We start from the raw sequence: 14,986 nt of genomic DNA on the forward strand, positions 1-14,986 counted from the left end.
TACAGCTAGTTAGTAATGGTAATCGCGTCGTCAAAATAATCTGATATTCTACCTGCAGCATAATATTCTCCTGCCGGATAATCATAGATAAATAGATCATACTGACCAACAGGCAGGTGTTCCGGCACCTTTAAGGTTAACTGACCTGTTTTGGTTTCCTTGATCATCAAGTCGTAAATTTGTTTATTGGCAACATTGCGGATAGAAAATTTATTGATTAGTTCAATCCTGTTTGCACCAGTAAGCACAAACTCCTCCCCGAGTTTTAACGTGAGTTTTATGGCACTTAATTCTACAGGTGTAATGGTTGGACGGCCATTAGCAACACCGAATGAACGTTCTAAAACCACACTTCTCAGCCCTGATACAATCTTCAGTTGATAAATACCATCTGGCACAGTATTATCGACCGTTACGCTGAGTGCGATTGGTGTTATTGTTGCAATTGCAACTTCTCTTTCCGTATTGTTGGCAATATTTACTAAAAAAGCTTTGGTTTGTTCTTTATCGGCAATAATATTATCGCCGGTAACATTAATATTGCTACCTCTGTTTACAAAGTTTTTAGTGTTATAAACCAAAACACCTGATGAAATATTTATTTTGAGCAATGGTTGATTGATCACCTTTTTGATCAGGTACGCTTTGGTCGTGCCGTTTTGTGCCGTCACCACAAACTTAGTCGTTTCCTCAAAAGCCACACGCTGGCCTGAAGCCGGACTTATACTTGCCCTTTCGGATACCACAATATTAGGCGTAATGTGATCTGGTACAGGCTGCCCCGACGGCCAGTATATAATCAGTTTTTTTTCATCGATTACGGCTTTAACGGGTTCTCCATTGGCATCTTTTACCGTAAAACTCACAATGTCGGCGTAAGGATAATCTTCATATTCCTTTTTGCACGCACCGAATATGCTGAACAGGCATAAAATTAAAAGATAATATGAACTGACAGAGAAGCGTTTATATATTGTATTCATAATCAATAATTATTAGATTTGCATTTTTTAAGACCCGCAGATATGGTCTAAGCCAAGGCTAATATTTTTAAAACGATTTGGGATTATTCCCTTATTTGGGTTTATTTATGATTTTTAGGGACGATAAGTCGTGTTTTCGTCCCTTTTTCTATTCAATCAAGGATTTCCCCTGATTGATTTATTCCTTATTTTAATCGCTTAGTATGGAAATCAACGGTGGTATTATAGGTACCAGAGGTGGTTACCCCATCAAGCTGAACCACATAAAGCCTGGTAGAACCGGCAATTGTTGAACCGTTACCTACTACAGCATATCTTTGCGCCACAGGTGTAATGGTACGGGTAACCCTGTTGTAATTGTACCAGCCCACAGTTGTACTGGTATTGTTGCCCAAAGTAGTTATTGCACCCAACGTAACGGAAGAAACATCAGCTAAAGTAATGCCGCTAACATTGGTTACTGATGGAGAATCATAATAACCCAGGTTATTGGTACCTGCAATGGTAATGTTTCCGTTAAAGTTGCTGTCGAAATTAACCTGGTTGCCGGTACTTGCCACCACATTGTTCAGTAAATCGTATCCAACCGGAGTCCATGTAGTAGGTGAAGTTGATGAATTGGTGACCACACCCGCTTCCGTAGCACCTACAGCCAGCGTAGCAGTTGTATTTTGTAAAGCAAGTTTGTTATCGGGTTGAACGGCATCTTTTTTACAGGCAGTTCCTAATATGGCTAAAGTTGCAACAGCGAACGTTAGTTTTAAAAATTTCATTTTCATTTTTTTTAGATTTATGATTTTTGTTATGTAAATGGGAATAATCTCCCCAATCGTTTTTCAAGTGGATAATGGTAAATGGATGTTATTTGGCCGTAACAGTAACTGCCCAGTTCAGGCTAAGCAATGGCCACGTCCCAAAAGCTGCCGTTGGTGTATACACGCCTGGCGGCACGGTATCAGGAACACGGATCGTAGCTTCGTTACGGGTGTAAGAAACAATGGGCAATAACGTTTTCTGTCCGTTTACCATGATATAAAATTCTTTGAAATCATGTAATATCGTCTGCGAAGAATTGATCTTGAACGTCTCTCCCTGTTTAACGGTAACCGGTCCGTAATTAATTCCAGGCCTGCCATAAACAACTTTTACCGGATATTTCATTTCTGCAGTTAAGGCCTGTACTTTTACCCTCACCTTATAAGTTCCGGTATCCAGAGTTTGCGGAACCTGTAAATAACCATAAGTATAAGTTTTAACAGCACCGATCATGGCTACCGATACGCCTGGTGTACCCAATGCCGAACTAGGCGCCAACTCATATTCCTTATTGGTTTTATCTACCAGGTAGGCCTTGATCTTTTTAACATCAGCGATATTAAAATTACCTTGTACCCGTACATCATACGTGCCAATTGCCATTGTATAGGTGTTGGTGACTGTGGATAGTTCGGTGAGTGCCAACGGAGAAATCTGATTAAGTTTAATGATCAGTTTGTAGGTAGAAGTACTTTGATCGGCTGCAATGACGGTATATGTTTTTTGGGCATCCAAAACCGCCACCGGAGCAGGCGTTTCACTCAACTTAGCCCCTGCCGAAAGTTTGATAACCGGCTCTATCACGTCCAGTTCGTAGTAATAGGGTAAATAGAGCGTTATCGTTTTGTCGGTGTCATCAATGGCACCGAAAATATCTCCGTCGGATACGGCAACTTTAAACTCGGTGATTTTATTTGCAGGGATGGGCTCCAGACCTATTGTTTTTTTGCAGGCAGCAAGCGTGGCAACGGTTAATGCGATACAAAGCAATTGCATTAGTTTATTCTTCATTTTAATATGGATATTGATGGCGTGTGTGTTTATTTAATTTCGAATTTTGTACTTCCCTTTGGCACCATTACAAATTCGAAAGTGAAATACATGTGTGGCGTGTTTCTAAACCATTTATCTGCAGTAAAGGCATCCTTATAGCAGCTGATCATTTTGATCTTCGCATAATCGCCTTTGGCTGTACGGACAACAATGGTACGTTTCTCGGGCATAGCATAAGCAACATGCTGTTTGTTGTAACTTCCGTCCCCTCTCCTGGTACCGCCAAAATCATATAGGTACCATCCCGTTCCTTCACCAAAATCACCTTCATCGTCTGTACCAATGCTTTTACTGATGCTTAATGTAGCATCTGCCGGCACATCGGTAACCTCCTCAAAAGGCTTTTGCAATACGGCAATCGCCCCCGTACCTGTACTTCCTGCGCCTAAACTATTTGAAGACTGACCATTATTGCTACTTAAAAAACTGTTGTAAAGTCCATTAAAGCCAATATCCCAACGGTTGGTTTTGGCATACAATAAAGGAACAACGGCCCTGGTTTCTAAACTGAACAAAACAGCAGTTGGCGCTACCGTTGGATTCGCATCATCCGTTTCTACGGCTAAATTTTCTATCCGCTGCAGTTTATAATACGGTGTACCGCCTTCGGTATGGGTTGGCAGTTCTTTTTCCGGCCCAGGCGAAACGATTGCTTCTTTCTTGCAACCGGTAAAAAGTGAACCCCATATTAAACAGGCTGAAGCCCATTTAAGCGTATTTTTATTTATGTTAATCACTGTATTCATCTTCTCTATCTGGTCTGTAAATTTTTGCTTCCATCCTGCTGCACGTAATACCTGAAGGTATAATAAGGTGCAGGCCAGTTTAAATCGGTAACACTTGGCGGATTGCCCTTATAGGCATTAATTAACTGGAGTTTGGCATATTTGCCATCGGGCAGCCTGATGGCGTAGGTACGGTTGGGAATGGCCTGCATAATATGTGTATTGAGGCTGTAAAAAAACCACCCGTTGGAACTGGATGATGAAGCCCAACCAATTTTAGTTAAATCGCTGGTATCAAAAGCCTCATCAGTTGGCGCCTGGACTACTGTATCATAGCTTTTCTCTAACATGATCACAGCACTATTAGCCATTCCGCCAAAACCAGGGTTATATGGATAAGCTTTATCGTTTACATAAACCTCACTGTTGTATGGCCCTGTAAAAGCTAAATCCCAATCTTTTGTTTTTAACCATTGTAATGTATCAGCTGCATTCCGGATCCAGATCTGTTTCTGATCCCTCAATCGGAAAAGAAAAGTATGAAAAGGCCGGACTGCTTTACCGGGAGTCCCACTACCCATTGCCGCCTGCGTATCGCCAGCCAGATCGGTAATCACGATGCTTTTACCATCCTGTAAAATATTATTTTGGTCTATTTCATCTTTCTTGCAGGAAGCAAAAGCCCCTGTTAAAAGCAACAGGCCTACCGCAAGCGTATTCTTGCTAACCTTATAGGGATATACTTTATTTTTCATCAGCGTTATTATTTTTAATCATTCTAAATAAGAACACTGCAAACATCCCAATTAAGCGTCAGAATTGGTTTGTGCAATCCGTATTTTAATTTGTGCAATCCGTATTTTATTTTGTTCAAAACGTATTTTTTCCATCCCTCTTTTGCTCAAATCGACAGAAAAACCTCAATAAAATAACAGACAAACACCTTAATACCAATTACTTAATCGCAAAAATCCTTTACTTTTTTTTTCAAAAATGTTTAATTCAGTTTTACTCAGTTTCAATTTGAAATACTTGTATTTAGACTAATTAAATACTTTTTTTGTCTCATCAAGTAGCAGGTTTAAGCATGAAAAAATATTACGCCACAATTCTCATCATTTATTTCTCAATTGGTCTGCAATCAGTTAAGGCGCAGGCCAAGCGTATCATTACTTTAAGCAGCGCCATTAGCGAAACCGTATATGCTTTAGGGTATGGCAAGTATTTGGTGGCAACAGACGTGACCAGCGTATGGCCCGAAGAAATTAACAGGTTGCCGAAAGTAAGCAGGAACAGATCATTTTCTGTTGAAGCCATTATGGCCTATCGGCCAGATCTTGTGCTGGTTCCCGAAGGGGATTTTTCAAAAGAAAACCTCTACCAGTTTAAATCCTTAGGCATCCGCGTAATTCCCGTCCGCCAGGAATTTTCGGTTGATGGTGCAACCAAATTCATCAGGCAGGTTGGGGCAGCCATTGGCGATAAAGCCCGGGGTGAACAACTTGCACAGCAAACCACATTGCGAATCCGTAATACATTGAGTCAGTTAAAAAAGGGCATCAAGGTGCCGAAAGTGCTATTTATTTATGCGCGCGGTGTAGGCACCATGAATGTGGCCGGAAAAGGGAGCAGTATAGACGCCCTCATTAAACTGGCCGGTGGTAAAAATGCGATACAGGAGTTTAGCGATTTTAAACCTTACACCACAGAGGCGCTGATTAGAAGCAATCCAGATGTGATTCTGATGTTTGATTTTGGTTTAAAGAGTTTAGGTGGAAAGGAATCTTTTTTAAATTTCCCTGGTGTAGCTTATACCAACGCCGGAAAAAACAAAAGGATTGTGGAGATGAATGGTCCATTGCTCATCAATTTTAGCAATCGTTTACCTGAAGCCATTAAAGCCCTAAACAGCCAGATTTTCCAATGAGACGGTTATCAATATATACATTACTCAGCGCAGGCTTACTGGTTTCCATCTGTTTTTCGCTTGCTTCAGGCGCCATGCGCATTCCGATAAAAGAAGTGATCGACACGCTGACCCACAACCTGGGATTTACGCTGTTTGGAAATACCGGTCATGGCATCAACCAAAGCGTAATTATGATGATCAGGTTACCACGCACCTTGTTGGGTATATTGGTTGGTGCTGCACTGGGCGTTTCAGGGGCAGCCATCCAGGGTATATTCAGGAATCCACTGGCTGAGCCGGGCCTGGTGGGTATATCTGCAGGTGCATCTTTGATGGCAGTACTGATTATTGCTTTTGAAACCTTTTTATTTTCTGGTTTAAGCCAGCTTTTAGGTTATTATCTATTGGCTTTTGGTTCTTTTGCCGGCGCAGGAATTACGGCTATGCTGGTGTACAACCTTTCGAAGGTTAACGGACAGGCCAATGTTCCGACCATGTTGCTGGCCGGTATTGCAATTAATGCCATGGCAGGTGCATTAACCGGATTGGTTACCTACCTGGCCGATGAGCAGAAGCTGAGGAGTATTACTTTCTGGATGATGGGTAGCCTGGGCGGTGCCACCTGGCAAAATGTAGGTTGTTTGTTTCCTTTCGTAGGTATTGCCGTGTTTGGCCTCCCGTTTTTAGCCAAAGGTTTAAATTTGTTTGCCATTGGCGAAAACCAGGTTGAGCTGATCGGCCTGAACCCCCACCGCATCAAAATCCTGGTCGTGGTAATGGCCACCATGGCCGTAGGTGCTTCGGTTGCCGTTTCGGGCATTATCGGATTTATCGGTTTACTTATCCCCCACCTTACACGTTTAATTGGCGGTGTAGACCACCGTTTTGTACTTCCGGTTTCAGCATTGATGGGCGCGTTGGTACTCACCGTGGCGGATCTGGTTTCGAGATTAATCGTACAGCCTATCGAATTGCCAATAGGCGTGGTTACTGCCCTGATGGGTAGTCCCGTTTTCCTATACATCCTCATTAAAGACAAAAAGAAATTAGTTAATTAATTACCGGTTTATGCTTCGAGTAGAATCCATTACCTATAAACTGAACAAGAGGCTCCTCTTAAAAGACATATCGTTTAGCATCAGGCCGGGCGAAATGGTTGCGCTTTTAGGCTCGAACGGTGCCGGAAAGTCTACCCTGATGCGCTTACTTTCTGGTGAGCGGAAGCCCGATAGCGGGCGCATTATGCTGTATGGAGATGATCTTCGGGATTATAAGCGAAAGATACTGGCCACCAAAAGGGCGTACCTGCAACAGCACAACCCGGTTACCATGGCTTTTAGCGTGAAAGAAGTAGTAATGATGGGGAGGTATGGCTTTAAAGGCCTACCATCTGCAAAAAACGACGAGACTGCAGTATCAGAAACGATGGAACTTTGCGGATTGCTTGATTTTGCAGACCGCTCGATGCTTAGCCTTTCAGGCGGCGAGCAGCAAAGGGTACACCTGGCCAGGGTTTTGACTCAACTGTGGGATAACCCGGATGCTGTATTGCTGTTAGATGAGCCGACCAACAATATGGACTTGCAGTTTCAGCATCAAACCCTGTCTATCGCTGCTGCGATGGCTAAAAAAGGTTATATGATTATTGTGGTACTGCACGATGTTAACCTTGCTGCCCAATATGCCAGCCGGCTGATCATTTTAAAAGATGGCCGCAAATGGTGGGATGGCACCCCTGCGCAGGTGCTTACACCGCAGCACATTTATACGGCATTCGGCATTCACGCCCAGGCATATACAGACCAAAGCAGTTTAAAAACAGTTATCGTACCTAAAGAAATTAAACTTGATGCCGCAAAGTTCAATTCTAACCTGCAAGCTGCAGGGCAGCCCATTTATAATTTGGCAAATACCAGTATCGATGAATTGGCGACAATCTAATTATTCATTTGGCCAATCGTGCTATCCTGATAGCAACATTTTGAAAACGACATTTCTGCATCCACTATTACTTTCATAAAAACTAAGCCAGGCCATTGGTATTAACGGTACAAAAAGTAAGAATACGGGGCCCAGCTTATCGAATCAGAGCCGCAAATCGCTAGGTAAAATCCCATAATACTTTTTAAAAGCATTGGTGAAACTGGCTTGATGTTTAAAACCGATATTTACGCCTACTTCGTACATGTTTTTTCCTTCCTCTAAAATCAACCTTTTGGCTTCCTCCATCCTCAGGCGGGTTACAAAATCGTAAATGGTACTGCCAAAATATTTTTTAAAGCCCGTTCTCAATTTAAATTCGTTCAGCAATATCATCTTTGAAAGTTGCTTATGGGTTGGCGGATTGATATAATCGCGCTCCAGAATTTCCCGGGCTTCTTCCAGCTTTGGAATATCGCGATCAAGCAGCGGTTCCCTGCCGCCCTGCAGGTGCTGACTAAATTGCTCCAGCTGATACATAATCAGCTCGGTAATGCGTGCATCAGTAAACAAACGTTTCAATTCTCCGTCCTGCCTGCAGGTAATAATGGCATCAATCGCCCTGTACATTTCGGGTGTCATAAAAAGATCCTGGTCCGCAAAAGAGGTTGATATTCCTTTTTCCATTTCCTGTACAAACTGTTCATGTAAGGGAGAATACAGATCAACCAGACGGAGGTAATAATCTTTAGAAAGAACAATCAAAAAATATACAAACTCTGCATCCGGTTTCACATCATAAGCTTCTTTTGCCGAGGGGATATATCTGATGTTATGTCTGCTCAATCCATATTTAGCTGATGGATTACCTATTCCCGAAGTATTTTTGCGGCTAAAGATAAACTGACAGGTGATGGCCTCTCCTTCTACTTCAGTGAGGATGCGGGCCGGACCATCAAATTTCATCTCGGCGTGCACCAGGAACAGGCCATTTGTAGATAGCTGATAGTTTTTGATGGCTACAGGAGCATCCTTAATGGCTATTGATTTTTCTGACAATCGATGATCAGGCACATACCGATCTGGAATTTCTTCGCTAAACAGAAAATCTTTTTGATGTGCTAGTCTTGCCTTTACAATCATTTCAGGTCGGTTATCATTTAATCACTTACCAGACAAATATAATATTATTATTTATATTAATTCTAAATAAGGATGATTATTAATGATCAGCTATTTGAGAAAACAATGCTCAACTGTCAGGTAATCGTTTATTCATTGGCCTTACAGCGTGCTGAACGGGCCTTTGGCTTAAAGGGTGCCAACCTGAAATGAACGTGGAAAAAATTACCTAAGGGCGTTTATTTAGGGGTCTTTTAATAAGATATAGAAAGATGGACTCAGCAGGATATTAAAATAACATCTGTGTAAAACAGCCATTCTATTATTCGTATTAACAGATGTACAATGAATTTCGGCAAAAGGCCTGAAGGATAAAAAATTCCTATCTAAAAAAGAGCGCTGATTTAGATAGGAAAGAGAGATAATTTAAATCTGATGAGTTAATAGGTAGATGTTAGTATGGTGATCAATCTCAAGATGAAAATGATACATAAAATTGAGGCATTTTTCTTTAGGTTAAACTAAGATCGCATTCTGCACTCATTTTTAGCACTAACTTACATAGATCGGTGTATTTTCGTTATGGATAGGTGAAATTGGTAATCGAATCCACGGTTGCTTATCAAAATACCCCGCCATTTCTACCGGTATTTCATACCATTTATGTTGCCGCCTTTCGAACAAATCAAATAAATATCAATTAAACTGGCTTTCATCTACTCCCTTCAATTTTTATGGATAATGCAGTTATGAATTCTGTTAATTACGAAATTTAAAAGGGTCTCTGACATACTATAATGTAATTTTCATCATATAAATTACATCTAAAGAAGAAAATTCAAGGTAATACAGGATAAATTTTCTATTTTCAGAGCGAAAAGGTGTAATTTCGTTATATATGCAAAAGGAGTTTAACAAATGATTAGGTGTATAGCCATTGATGACCAGCAAAACTCGATATTGGGTCTTGAAAAATATATAGCAGATACGCCAAATATGGAACTCCTGGCTAGCTACACCGATCCGATGGCAGCTTTGAGCGAACTCAAAAATATCGATCTCGTAGATGTAATATTTATGGACATTGAAATGCCACAGCTTTCAGGCATTGAACTTTCTAAAGCAATCCGCTCCAAAACCCGAAAACTGATCTTTACTACCTCGCATGCGGAATATGCCTATGAAGCTTTCGAAGCAGAGGCAGATGCTTATCTGCTTAAACCTTACGGCTATGCTAAATTTGCCTTAACGCTAAACCGTGTTTTTGGAGAGGAGATAGAAGATTTTGCGCAGGAATCCTACTTCTTCGTCAAGAATAAATCTGAAGCACATAAAGCTGTTTTAGTACGATATGCAGACATTATCGCTTTTGAAAGTTTTCACAACTACATCAAAATCCATACAACAGAAAAAGTGATTATTGCTTATTTAAGCCTGAAAGATGTTAAAGAGCAGCTAAATATAGAAAAAGGCTTTATTCAATTGCACAGAGGTTATATTATTTCCATCAATCATATCTCACATGTTGAAGGTACAAGGATCACACTTTCTAACCAAACCAGCTTTACCGTTGGCGATCTGTACTATAATGATTTCCGTGATTTTTTTGCTGATAAACTGGTAACCAGCAAACGAAGCAAATAAGGTTTTCGTATCACATAACGTGCAGGGCACGAATAACGAGATCAGGAAGAAGGAGTTATATCATAAAACTTCATCACTTTTATGATATAACCTCTCTTTTAAGCGGTAAATTATTTTGCACTGTTTTTTTTATCGGTTACTTCAGCTCTGATTTCCTGGGCCAGAACTTTTAAGTCTTGCATGGCTTTACGTACACGTGTACCAGCAGCTGCATTACCGCCATCATAAAATTTGGTTACGTCTGCTTCAACTGAAGAGATTAAATCTTGCACTTTTTTAAATTTGTCCATAATTTTCTTTTGTAGGGATGATCTACATCCATTAGTTAAATAATATCACTTTCCGCTAGCAATAAACGGGCCGCAAAACTATTGTTTTTATAAGTTAAACTAACGTTTTTGCTACATCATTATTACAAACTACCTCAAAAAAACAGTGCAGTAACGAAGTATGGTAACAAAAATAGCTGCCGCAACACACAAAAGCTTCCTCATTTTTAACGCTTTATGCGTAGTGCCTGTTGTCGTCAAAAAAATTAAAATCGAGCCATTTAATTTTGTAATTATGTCTTATCTTGGTTGGAAATATGCAGTCGTTAAATCTTCTCATTTGCACCACTTGTTTATTACTACTCACCTTCTCCATACATCTCTTTTTTGCGAAAAAGGGGAATAGGTTTTTAAACCTATTGCTTTCCCTTGTATTTTTCGCACGTTTCGGACAGATCTTCACCTCGTTGCTTTTCAAAGCTGGTCAACCCGAGGCTTTGGCCATCTTCCATCAAACGTTTACACCGTTTTATTATGCTGCCCCAGCTTGTTTTTATTTATATGTTACAGGCTTTCTTCAGCACCGTAAACGGTTACAAAAAATGGAATGGCTTCATTTTATACCAGCTTTACTGGCCGTTATCCATGTTATCCCCTGGCATCTTTCCGTTATGCCTGATTGGAATTTGGTGGGAACACAGTTAGCCCAGAAAGGATACTTCTTTTTAAATGTAAAAACGGGGCTTTTTCCGCCATACTTCCATTATATATTTCGGCCATTAATGGTCATTTGTTATTTATGTGCCAGTTGGATTGCGGTCATCCGCCTCAAAAACAAACCTCAACAGTTCTTCGATAGCGAAGGCAGAAAATGGATCATCTTTTTTCTAAGGATCGGAACTTTTTTTCAGGTGTTTGGTCTGGCGCCCTTTATGTTAAAATACCTGAATATACCGTATGTTAATACCTATTTTATCGTATTAAACTGTTTGGCCCTGCTGCTTATTTTGTGGTATACGCTTCACAAGCCTTATATTTTTTATGGCTATTTGCTGGTGGCGGTTAACTGGACTAAAAAGCCTGAAGCCGGGGAAAACAGCACTGATGACCTACTAGTTCCTTTAAAAACAGAAAATCTGATACCTAGCCCTTCAAAAGCTAAAAAGTTTAACCTTTTAGATGAGCAGTTGGCAGACTATGCCCTCGCCATGAAAGAAATAATGGAAAGGGAGCAGCTCTACCTCCTTCACGATTTTCAGATTATGGACCTGGCGGCAAAACTTAACCTGCCGATCCATCACTGTTCTTTTGTAATCAACAAACACATCGGCAAAAATTTCCGCGATTGGATAAACGGTTACCGGATTGATCATTTTTTGAAACAATATCCCCTAAAATCAGATAAAATAACCATCGAAGCCATGGCATCAGAAGCTGGCTTTAAAAGCCACGCCACTTTTTATAATGCATTTAAAAAGGAAACAGGATTAATGCCAACTGCCTATTTTGCACAGGAAATGAGTTATTAACCCGTCAAATAACCATTTTGTAGTCTAACTATCGTATCGTTAGAGATGACAAAACACCTCATTCGTGAGTGTAGACCATAAACAGGATACCTTTGATTCCGGAATATTACAGGTGTATATCATTTCAATTGAATATGCTGGTACTATAATATTCTGTAATCAATATTAGTTTCATATGCACCACTCAACATCTTATTTACGTCCCCTCTTTAATTATCTTGAGCAATTTTGTCCTTTATCCAATGTGATCAAAGCCCAACATGAAAGATCCTGCAAGCTTATCCATGTAAAGAAAAATAAATATATTCTTTCTCCACTGGATAGTAATGCTTCTCTATATTTTTTGATAAGCGGGGTTGTACGTGGTTTTGTTCGCGATGGTAAAAAAGATATCAGTACCTGGTTCAGTTTAGGGAATGAATTAATAAGCGCTATACGTCATCCCGACCAGCAGTCTGGTCCTTCTATAGAATATCTTCAGGCCCTTGAAGACTGCAAGCTCATCTGCATTCCATACACTTTAATGGATTTCCTGTACAATAACTATCCTGAGACGAACCTGATCGGTAGAAAGCTGATGGAACGGCATCATTATGCGGCCTCAGAGCGCGCAATACTGTCGCGCATTCCCAAAGCTACCGGCAGATACCGAAAACTTCAGGAGAGTGGCCTCGATATCGACCGAATACCACAGCGTTACCTGGCCAGTTACCTGGGGGTACGTGGAGAAACCATGAGCAGAATAAGAAGCAAGATTTTGGAACCAAATTATTAAAACGCACTCAAATATTCCGGCAAACTTATAGCTAAACGCCAATGCTTTCAGTATATAGTTCACAGATCCTGGTTTTAGGTAAAGAAGTATATTTTTTAGCAATGAATATCAGGAGTGGTTATAGGAGCTTGCAGTTTACCCGACCATAAGGTATACGAAGATAAAAATAGCACGCTTTCAGCTTCTTTTGTTAAATTTGCAGCAATGATTTTATATAAAACCAACGAAGAAGTAGAACTGATGCAGATTAGCGCACTATTGGTGAGCGATACCCTTGCAGAAGTAGCTAAAATATTAAAGCCTGGCATCACCACCCTCGAAATAGACCGGTTAGCCAACGAATTTATTATGGATAATGGTGCTGTTCCATCCTTTTACAATTACAATGGCTTTCCTTTTCATATTATTACCTCGGTAAATGATGTAGTGGTACATGGTTTCCCTAGCAAGGATGAATTGAAAGATGGTGATATTATTTCAGTAGATGTTGGCACGATTAAAAACGGTTTTCACGGCGATCACGCTTATACTTTCATCATAGGCGAAGTATCACCTGAAATACTAAACCTGGTAAAAACGACCAAAGAGTCGCTTTTTCTGGGGATTAAGGAAGCCGTTGTGGGCAAACGCATCGGCGATATCAGTGCAGCCATTCAAAGCCATAACGAAAAGCAGGGATATGGCGTGGTAAGAGACCTGGTTGGCCACGGTTTGGGCAAAGAGATGCACGAAGATCCGCAGGTGCCGAACTATGGCAGAAGAGGCACTGGCTTACTTTTAAGGGAAAATCTGGTGATGGCCATTGAACCGATGATCAATATGGGAAAAAAAGATGTTTTTCTGGATGAAGATGGCTGGACGATCAGGACGGCAGACGGAAGTATGTCTGTACATTTTGAACACGACGTTTGTGTTAAAAAAGGCGAGGCACTTATCCTTTCCAATTATGCACCTATTGAGGCCGCAGAAAAGCAAAACAGCAACCTAAACACTTCTTATTATTAATATAGCAGAAAACGCAAGGAACTCTGACGATTATCAGAATCCTTGCGTTTATTTGTTTCTTTAAAATCTGTGATTTAGAAACTATTCTTTTTCGGTTCCCGATTTGGTAGCCACCGGTTTTTTCTTTCTGAAAATAGGAAAAGTCATCGGACTTCTGGCCGGGCGCTCGTCGCCAAGCAATACACCCCATTGTTTAAATGATTCGGTACGATCGAATATAATTTTAAGCACGGCCACAATAGGCAAGGCCAGGAACATCCCGGAAATCCCCGCTATACTGCCGCCTATAAATACCCCGATAATTGCAAATAAAGCATTTATCTTCACCTTCGAGCCTACAATACGCGGCATCAGGATATTATTATCCAGAAACTGAACAAAAGCAATTACACCTAAAACGGTAAGTACCGGCCATAACTCCTGCGATGAAGTAAGCGTTAACAGTACACCGATCACGTTACCGATTAAGGCACCCACATAAGGGATCAGGTTTAATATCGCGAAAATTACCCCGATTAGCAGGGCATGTTTAATACCGATTAACATCAATATCCCCCCCAATAAAATGGTCATATAGGTAATCTGAATTAACAGTCCGATCAGATAACTTTTAATAATCGATTCGGTTTCATAAATGGCTTCTTTAACTTTCGGGTGGTCATCCGCTTTAAACCACATAAAGATAAAACGCAAAATAATGTCTTTATAAAAAAGCATCAGGTAGATATAAATAGGCAACAAACCGATAAACACGAATATACCACTCAGGGTAACAGCAGCACCACCTGCCATTGATGTCCCCATGTTCATCAGGTCATCGCTTTTGGCCTGAATAAACGCTTTTTGCTGTTTATCATTGTAATGGGTAATGCGACTGATCCAATCGCTTAACGAATTGATATGTTGTGTTACATTGGCCTTTATCTGCGGAAAATCTTTAACCAAAATTCCAATCTGGTTGGAGAAAAACCAAATAATTAAAGCCACAAACAGGGCCACCAGTAAAATGGGTAAAATGATGGCTAACGATTCCGGCACTTTTTTTCTTTTTAAAAAGCGGTATACGGGCAGCAGCATAATGCTGATGAAAAAAGCCATCAATATCGGCATGATGATGTCTCGTCCGATCACCATCACCGCTGCAATGGCCATCAGGCCCAGTAATTCTATTGATCGTTTTACGGTTAGGGGTAATTTATTCGTCATAAAAAGCTTATTCTGATTTGAGATTTAAAC

At 40.6% G+C, this 14,986-nt stretch carries 15 protein-coding genes; 7 read left to right on the forward strand and 8 right to left on the reverse strand.

Going from position 1 to position 14,986, the window contains the following annotated elements; genetic code table 11:
• Positions 1 to 5: 5 nt before the first annotated feature.
• The 5 genes from DV942_RS02240 to DV942_RS02260 all read right to left on the reverse strand — a co-directional run bounded on the left by DV942_RS02240 (position 6) and on the right by DV942_RS02260 (position 4,332).
• Positions 6 to 983 carry a DUF5018 domain-containing protein gene (locus DV942_RS02240; protein WP_145854938.1) on the reverse strand — a complete coding sequence of 326 codons (978 nt, stop codon included), beginning with the start codon at positions 981 to 983 and terminating at the stop codon, positions 6 to 8.
• Positions 984 to 1,168: 185 nt separating this feature from the next.
• Entirely contained in the window at positions 1,169 to 1,756 is a 588-nt protein-coding gene (locus tag DV942_RS02245; protein ID WP_145854940.1) for a hypothetical protein, read from the reverse strand.
• Between the two features lie 88 nt (positions 1,757 to 1,844).
• Positions 1,845 to 2,810, reverse strand: coding sequence for a hypothetical protein (locus DV942_RS02250; protein WP_145854942.1), 966 nt, complete (start codon positions 2,808 to 2,810; stop codon positions 1,845 to 1,847).
• A 29-nt stretch (positions 2,811 to 2,839) separates the two neighbouring features.
• Complete coding sequence (locus tag DV942_RS02255; RefSeq protein ID WP_145854944.1) at positions 2,840 to 3,598, reverse strand: HmuY family protein; 759 nt, start codon at positions 3,596 to 3,598, stop codon at positions 2,840 to 2,842.
• A 5-nt stretch (positions 3,599 to 3,603) separates the two neighbouring features.
• On the reverse strand, positions 3,604 to 4,332 hold the full coding sequence (locus DV942_RS02260) for an HmuY family protein (protein WP_222431147.1): 729 nt from the start codon (positions 4,330 to 4,332) through the stop codon (positions 3,604 to 3,606).
• Positions 4,333 to 4,664: 332 nt separating this feature from the next.
• Here DV942_RS02260 and DV942_RS02265 point away from each other — a divergent pair, with 332 nt between their 5' ends.
• The 3 genes from DV942_RS02265 (at position 4,665) to DV942_RS02275 (ending at position 7,427) form a co-directional block, all read left to right on the forward strand.
• Positions 4,665 to 5,504, forward strand: a complete 840-nt coding sequence (locus DV942_RS02265; RefSeq protein ID WP_145854946.1) for a heme/hemin ABC transporter substrate-binding protein — start codon at positions 4,665 to 4,667, stop codon at positions 5,502 to 5,504.
• Positions 5,501 to 6,544: a FecCD family ABC transporter permease gene (locus DV942_RS02270; protein WP_145854948.1), complete on the forward strand. Its 1,044-nt coding sequence runs from the start codon at positions 5,501 to 5,503 to the stop codon at positions 6,542 to 6,544. The genes DV942_RS02265 and DV942_RS02270 overlap by 4 nt, the downstream gene beginning before the upstream one ends.
• Before the next feature lie 67 nt (positions 6,545 to 6,611).
• Complete coding sequence (locus DV942_RS02275) at positions 6,612 to 7,427, forward strand: heme ABC transporter ATP-binding protein (RefSeq protein ID WP_450091372.1); 816 nt, start codon at positions 6,612 to 6,614, stop codon at positions 7,425 to 7,427.
• Positions 7,428 to 7,571: 144 nt separating this feature from the next.
• Here the strand turns inward: DV942_RS02275 and DV942_RS02280 are convergent, their stop codons facing one another.
• Complete coding sequence (locus DV942_RS02280) at positions 7,572 to 8,549, reverse strand: helix-turn-helix transcriptional regulator (RefSeq protein WP_090979809.1); 978 nt, start codon at positions 8,547 to 8,549, stop codon at positions 7,572 to 7,574.
• 897 nt (positions 8,550 to 9,446) lie between these two features.
• Here DV942_RS02280 and DV942_RS02285 point away from each other — a divergent pair.
• Positions 9,447 to 10,172 carry a LytR/AlgR family response regulator transcription factor gene (locus tag DV942_RS02285; protein WP_090979810.1) on the forward strand — a complete coding sequence of 242 codons (726 nt, stop codon included), beginning with the start codon at positions 9,447 to 9,449 and terminating at the stop codon, positions 10,170 to 10,172.
• A 110-nt stretch (positions 10,173 to 10,282) separates the two neighbouring features.
• Here the strand turns inward: DV942_RS02285 and DV942_RS02290 are convergent, their stop codons facing one another.
• Positions 10,283 to 10,462, reverse strand: coding sequence for a histone H1 (locus tag DV942_RS02290; RefSeq protein WP_057933955.1), 180 nt, complete (start codon positions 10,460 to 10,462; stop codon positions 10,283 to 10,285).
• 581 nt (positions 10,463 to 11,043) lie between these two features.
• On the opposite strand from DV942_RS02290, the gene DV942_RS02295 reads away from it, so the two are divergent.
• From DV942_RS02295 to map, 3 genes are all read left to right on the forward strand, one after another.
• Entirely contained in the window at positions 11,044 to 11,970 is a 927-nt protein-coding gene (locus DV942_RS02295) for a helix-turn-helix domain-containing protein (protein WP_186462400.1), read from the forward strand.
• Between the two features lie 175 nt (positions 11,971 to 12,145).
• Positions 12,146 to 12,745 carry a Crp/Fnr family transcriptional regulator gene (locus DV942_RS02300; protein ID WP_145854954.1) on the forward strand — a complete coding sequence of 200 codons (600 nt, stop codon included), beginning with the start codon at positions 12,146 to 12,148 and terminating at the stop codon, positions 12,743 to 12,745.
• Positions 12,746 to 12,949: 204 nt separating this feature from the next.
• Positions 12,950 to 13,750: a type I methionyl aminopeptidase gene (gene map / locus DV942_RS02305; protein WP_145854956.1), complete on the forward strand. Its 801-nt coding sequence runs from the start codon at positions 12,950 to 12,952 to the stop codon at positions 13,748 to 13,750.
• 81 nt (positions 13,751 to 13,831) lie between these two features.
• On the opposite strand, the gene DV942_RS02310 is transcribed toward map, so the two are convergent.
• Positions 13,832 to 14,956: an AI-2E family transporter gene (locus DV942_RS02310; RefSeq protein WP_145854958.1), complete on the reverse strand. Its 1,125-nt coding sequence runs from the start codon at positions 14,954 to 14,956 to the stop codon at positions 13,832 to 13,834.
• Positions 14,957 to 14,986: the final 30 nt, after the last annotated feature.

The sequence above is a fragment of the Pedobacter suwonensis genome (assembly GCF_007833675.1).
In the GTDB taxonomy this organism is placed as follows: Bacteria; Bacteroidota; Bacteroidia; order Sphingobacteriales; family Sphingobacteriaceae; genus Pedobacter; species Pedobacter suwonensis.

Bases quoted from the DNA above. Each gene is read 5' to 3' on its own strand.
- map (WP_145854956.1), top strand. From the start codon at position 12,950: ATGATTTTATATAAAACCAACGAAGAAGTAGAACTGATGCAGATTAGC.
- DV942_RS02260 (WP_222431147.1), bottom strand. From the start codon at position 4,332: ATGAAAAATAAAGTATATCCCTATAAGGTTAGCAAGAATACGCTTGCG.
- DV942_RS02270 (WP_145854948.1), top strand. From the start codon at position 5,501: ATGAGACGGTTATCAATATATACATTACTCAGCGCAGGCTTACTGGTT.
- DV942_RS02285 (WP_090979810.1), top strand. From the start codon at position 9,447: ATGATTAGGTGTATAGCCATTGATGACCAGCAAAACTCGATATTGGGT.
- DV942_RS02290 (WP_057933955.1), bottom strand. From the start codon at position 10,462: ATGGACAAATTTAAAAAAGTGCAAGATTTAATCTCTTCAGTTGAAGCA.
- DV942_RS02300 (WP_145854954.1), top strand. From the start codon at position 12,146: ATGCACCACTCAACATCTTATTTACGTCCCCTCTTTAATTATCTTGAG.
- DV942_RS02280 (WP_090979809.1), bottom strand. From the start codon at position 8,549: ATGATTGTAAAGGCAAGACTAGCACATCAAAAAGATTTTCTGTTTAGC.
- DV942_RS02240 (WP_145854938.1), bottom strand. From the start codon at position 983: ATGAATACAATATATAAACGCTTCTCTGTCAGTTCATATTATCTTTTA.
- DV942_RS02295 (WP_186462400.1), top strand. From the start codon at position 11,044: ATGGAATGGCTTCATTTTATACCAGCTTTACTGGCCGTTATCCATGTT.
- DV942_RS02265 (WP_145854946.1), top strand. From the start codon at position 4,665: ATGAAAAAATATTACGCCACAATTCTCATCATTTATTTCTCAATTGGT.
- DV942_RS02245 (WP_145854940.1), bottom strand. From the start codon at position 1,756: ATGAAATTTTTAAAACTAACGTTCGCTGTTGCAACTTTAGCCATATTA.
- DV942_RS02310 (WP_145854958.1), bottom strand. From the start codon at position 14,956: ATGACGAATAAATTACCCCTAACCGTAAAACGATCAATAGAATTACTG.
- DV942_RS02255 (WP_145854944.1), bottom strand. From the start codon at position 3,598: ATGAATACAGTGATTAACATAAATAAAAATACGCTTAAATGGGCTTCA.
- DV942_RS02250 (WP_145854942.1), bottom strand. From the start codon at position 2,810: ATGAAGAATAAACTAATGCAATTGCTTTGTATCGCATTAACCGTTGCC.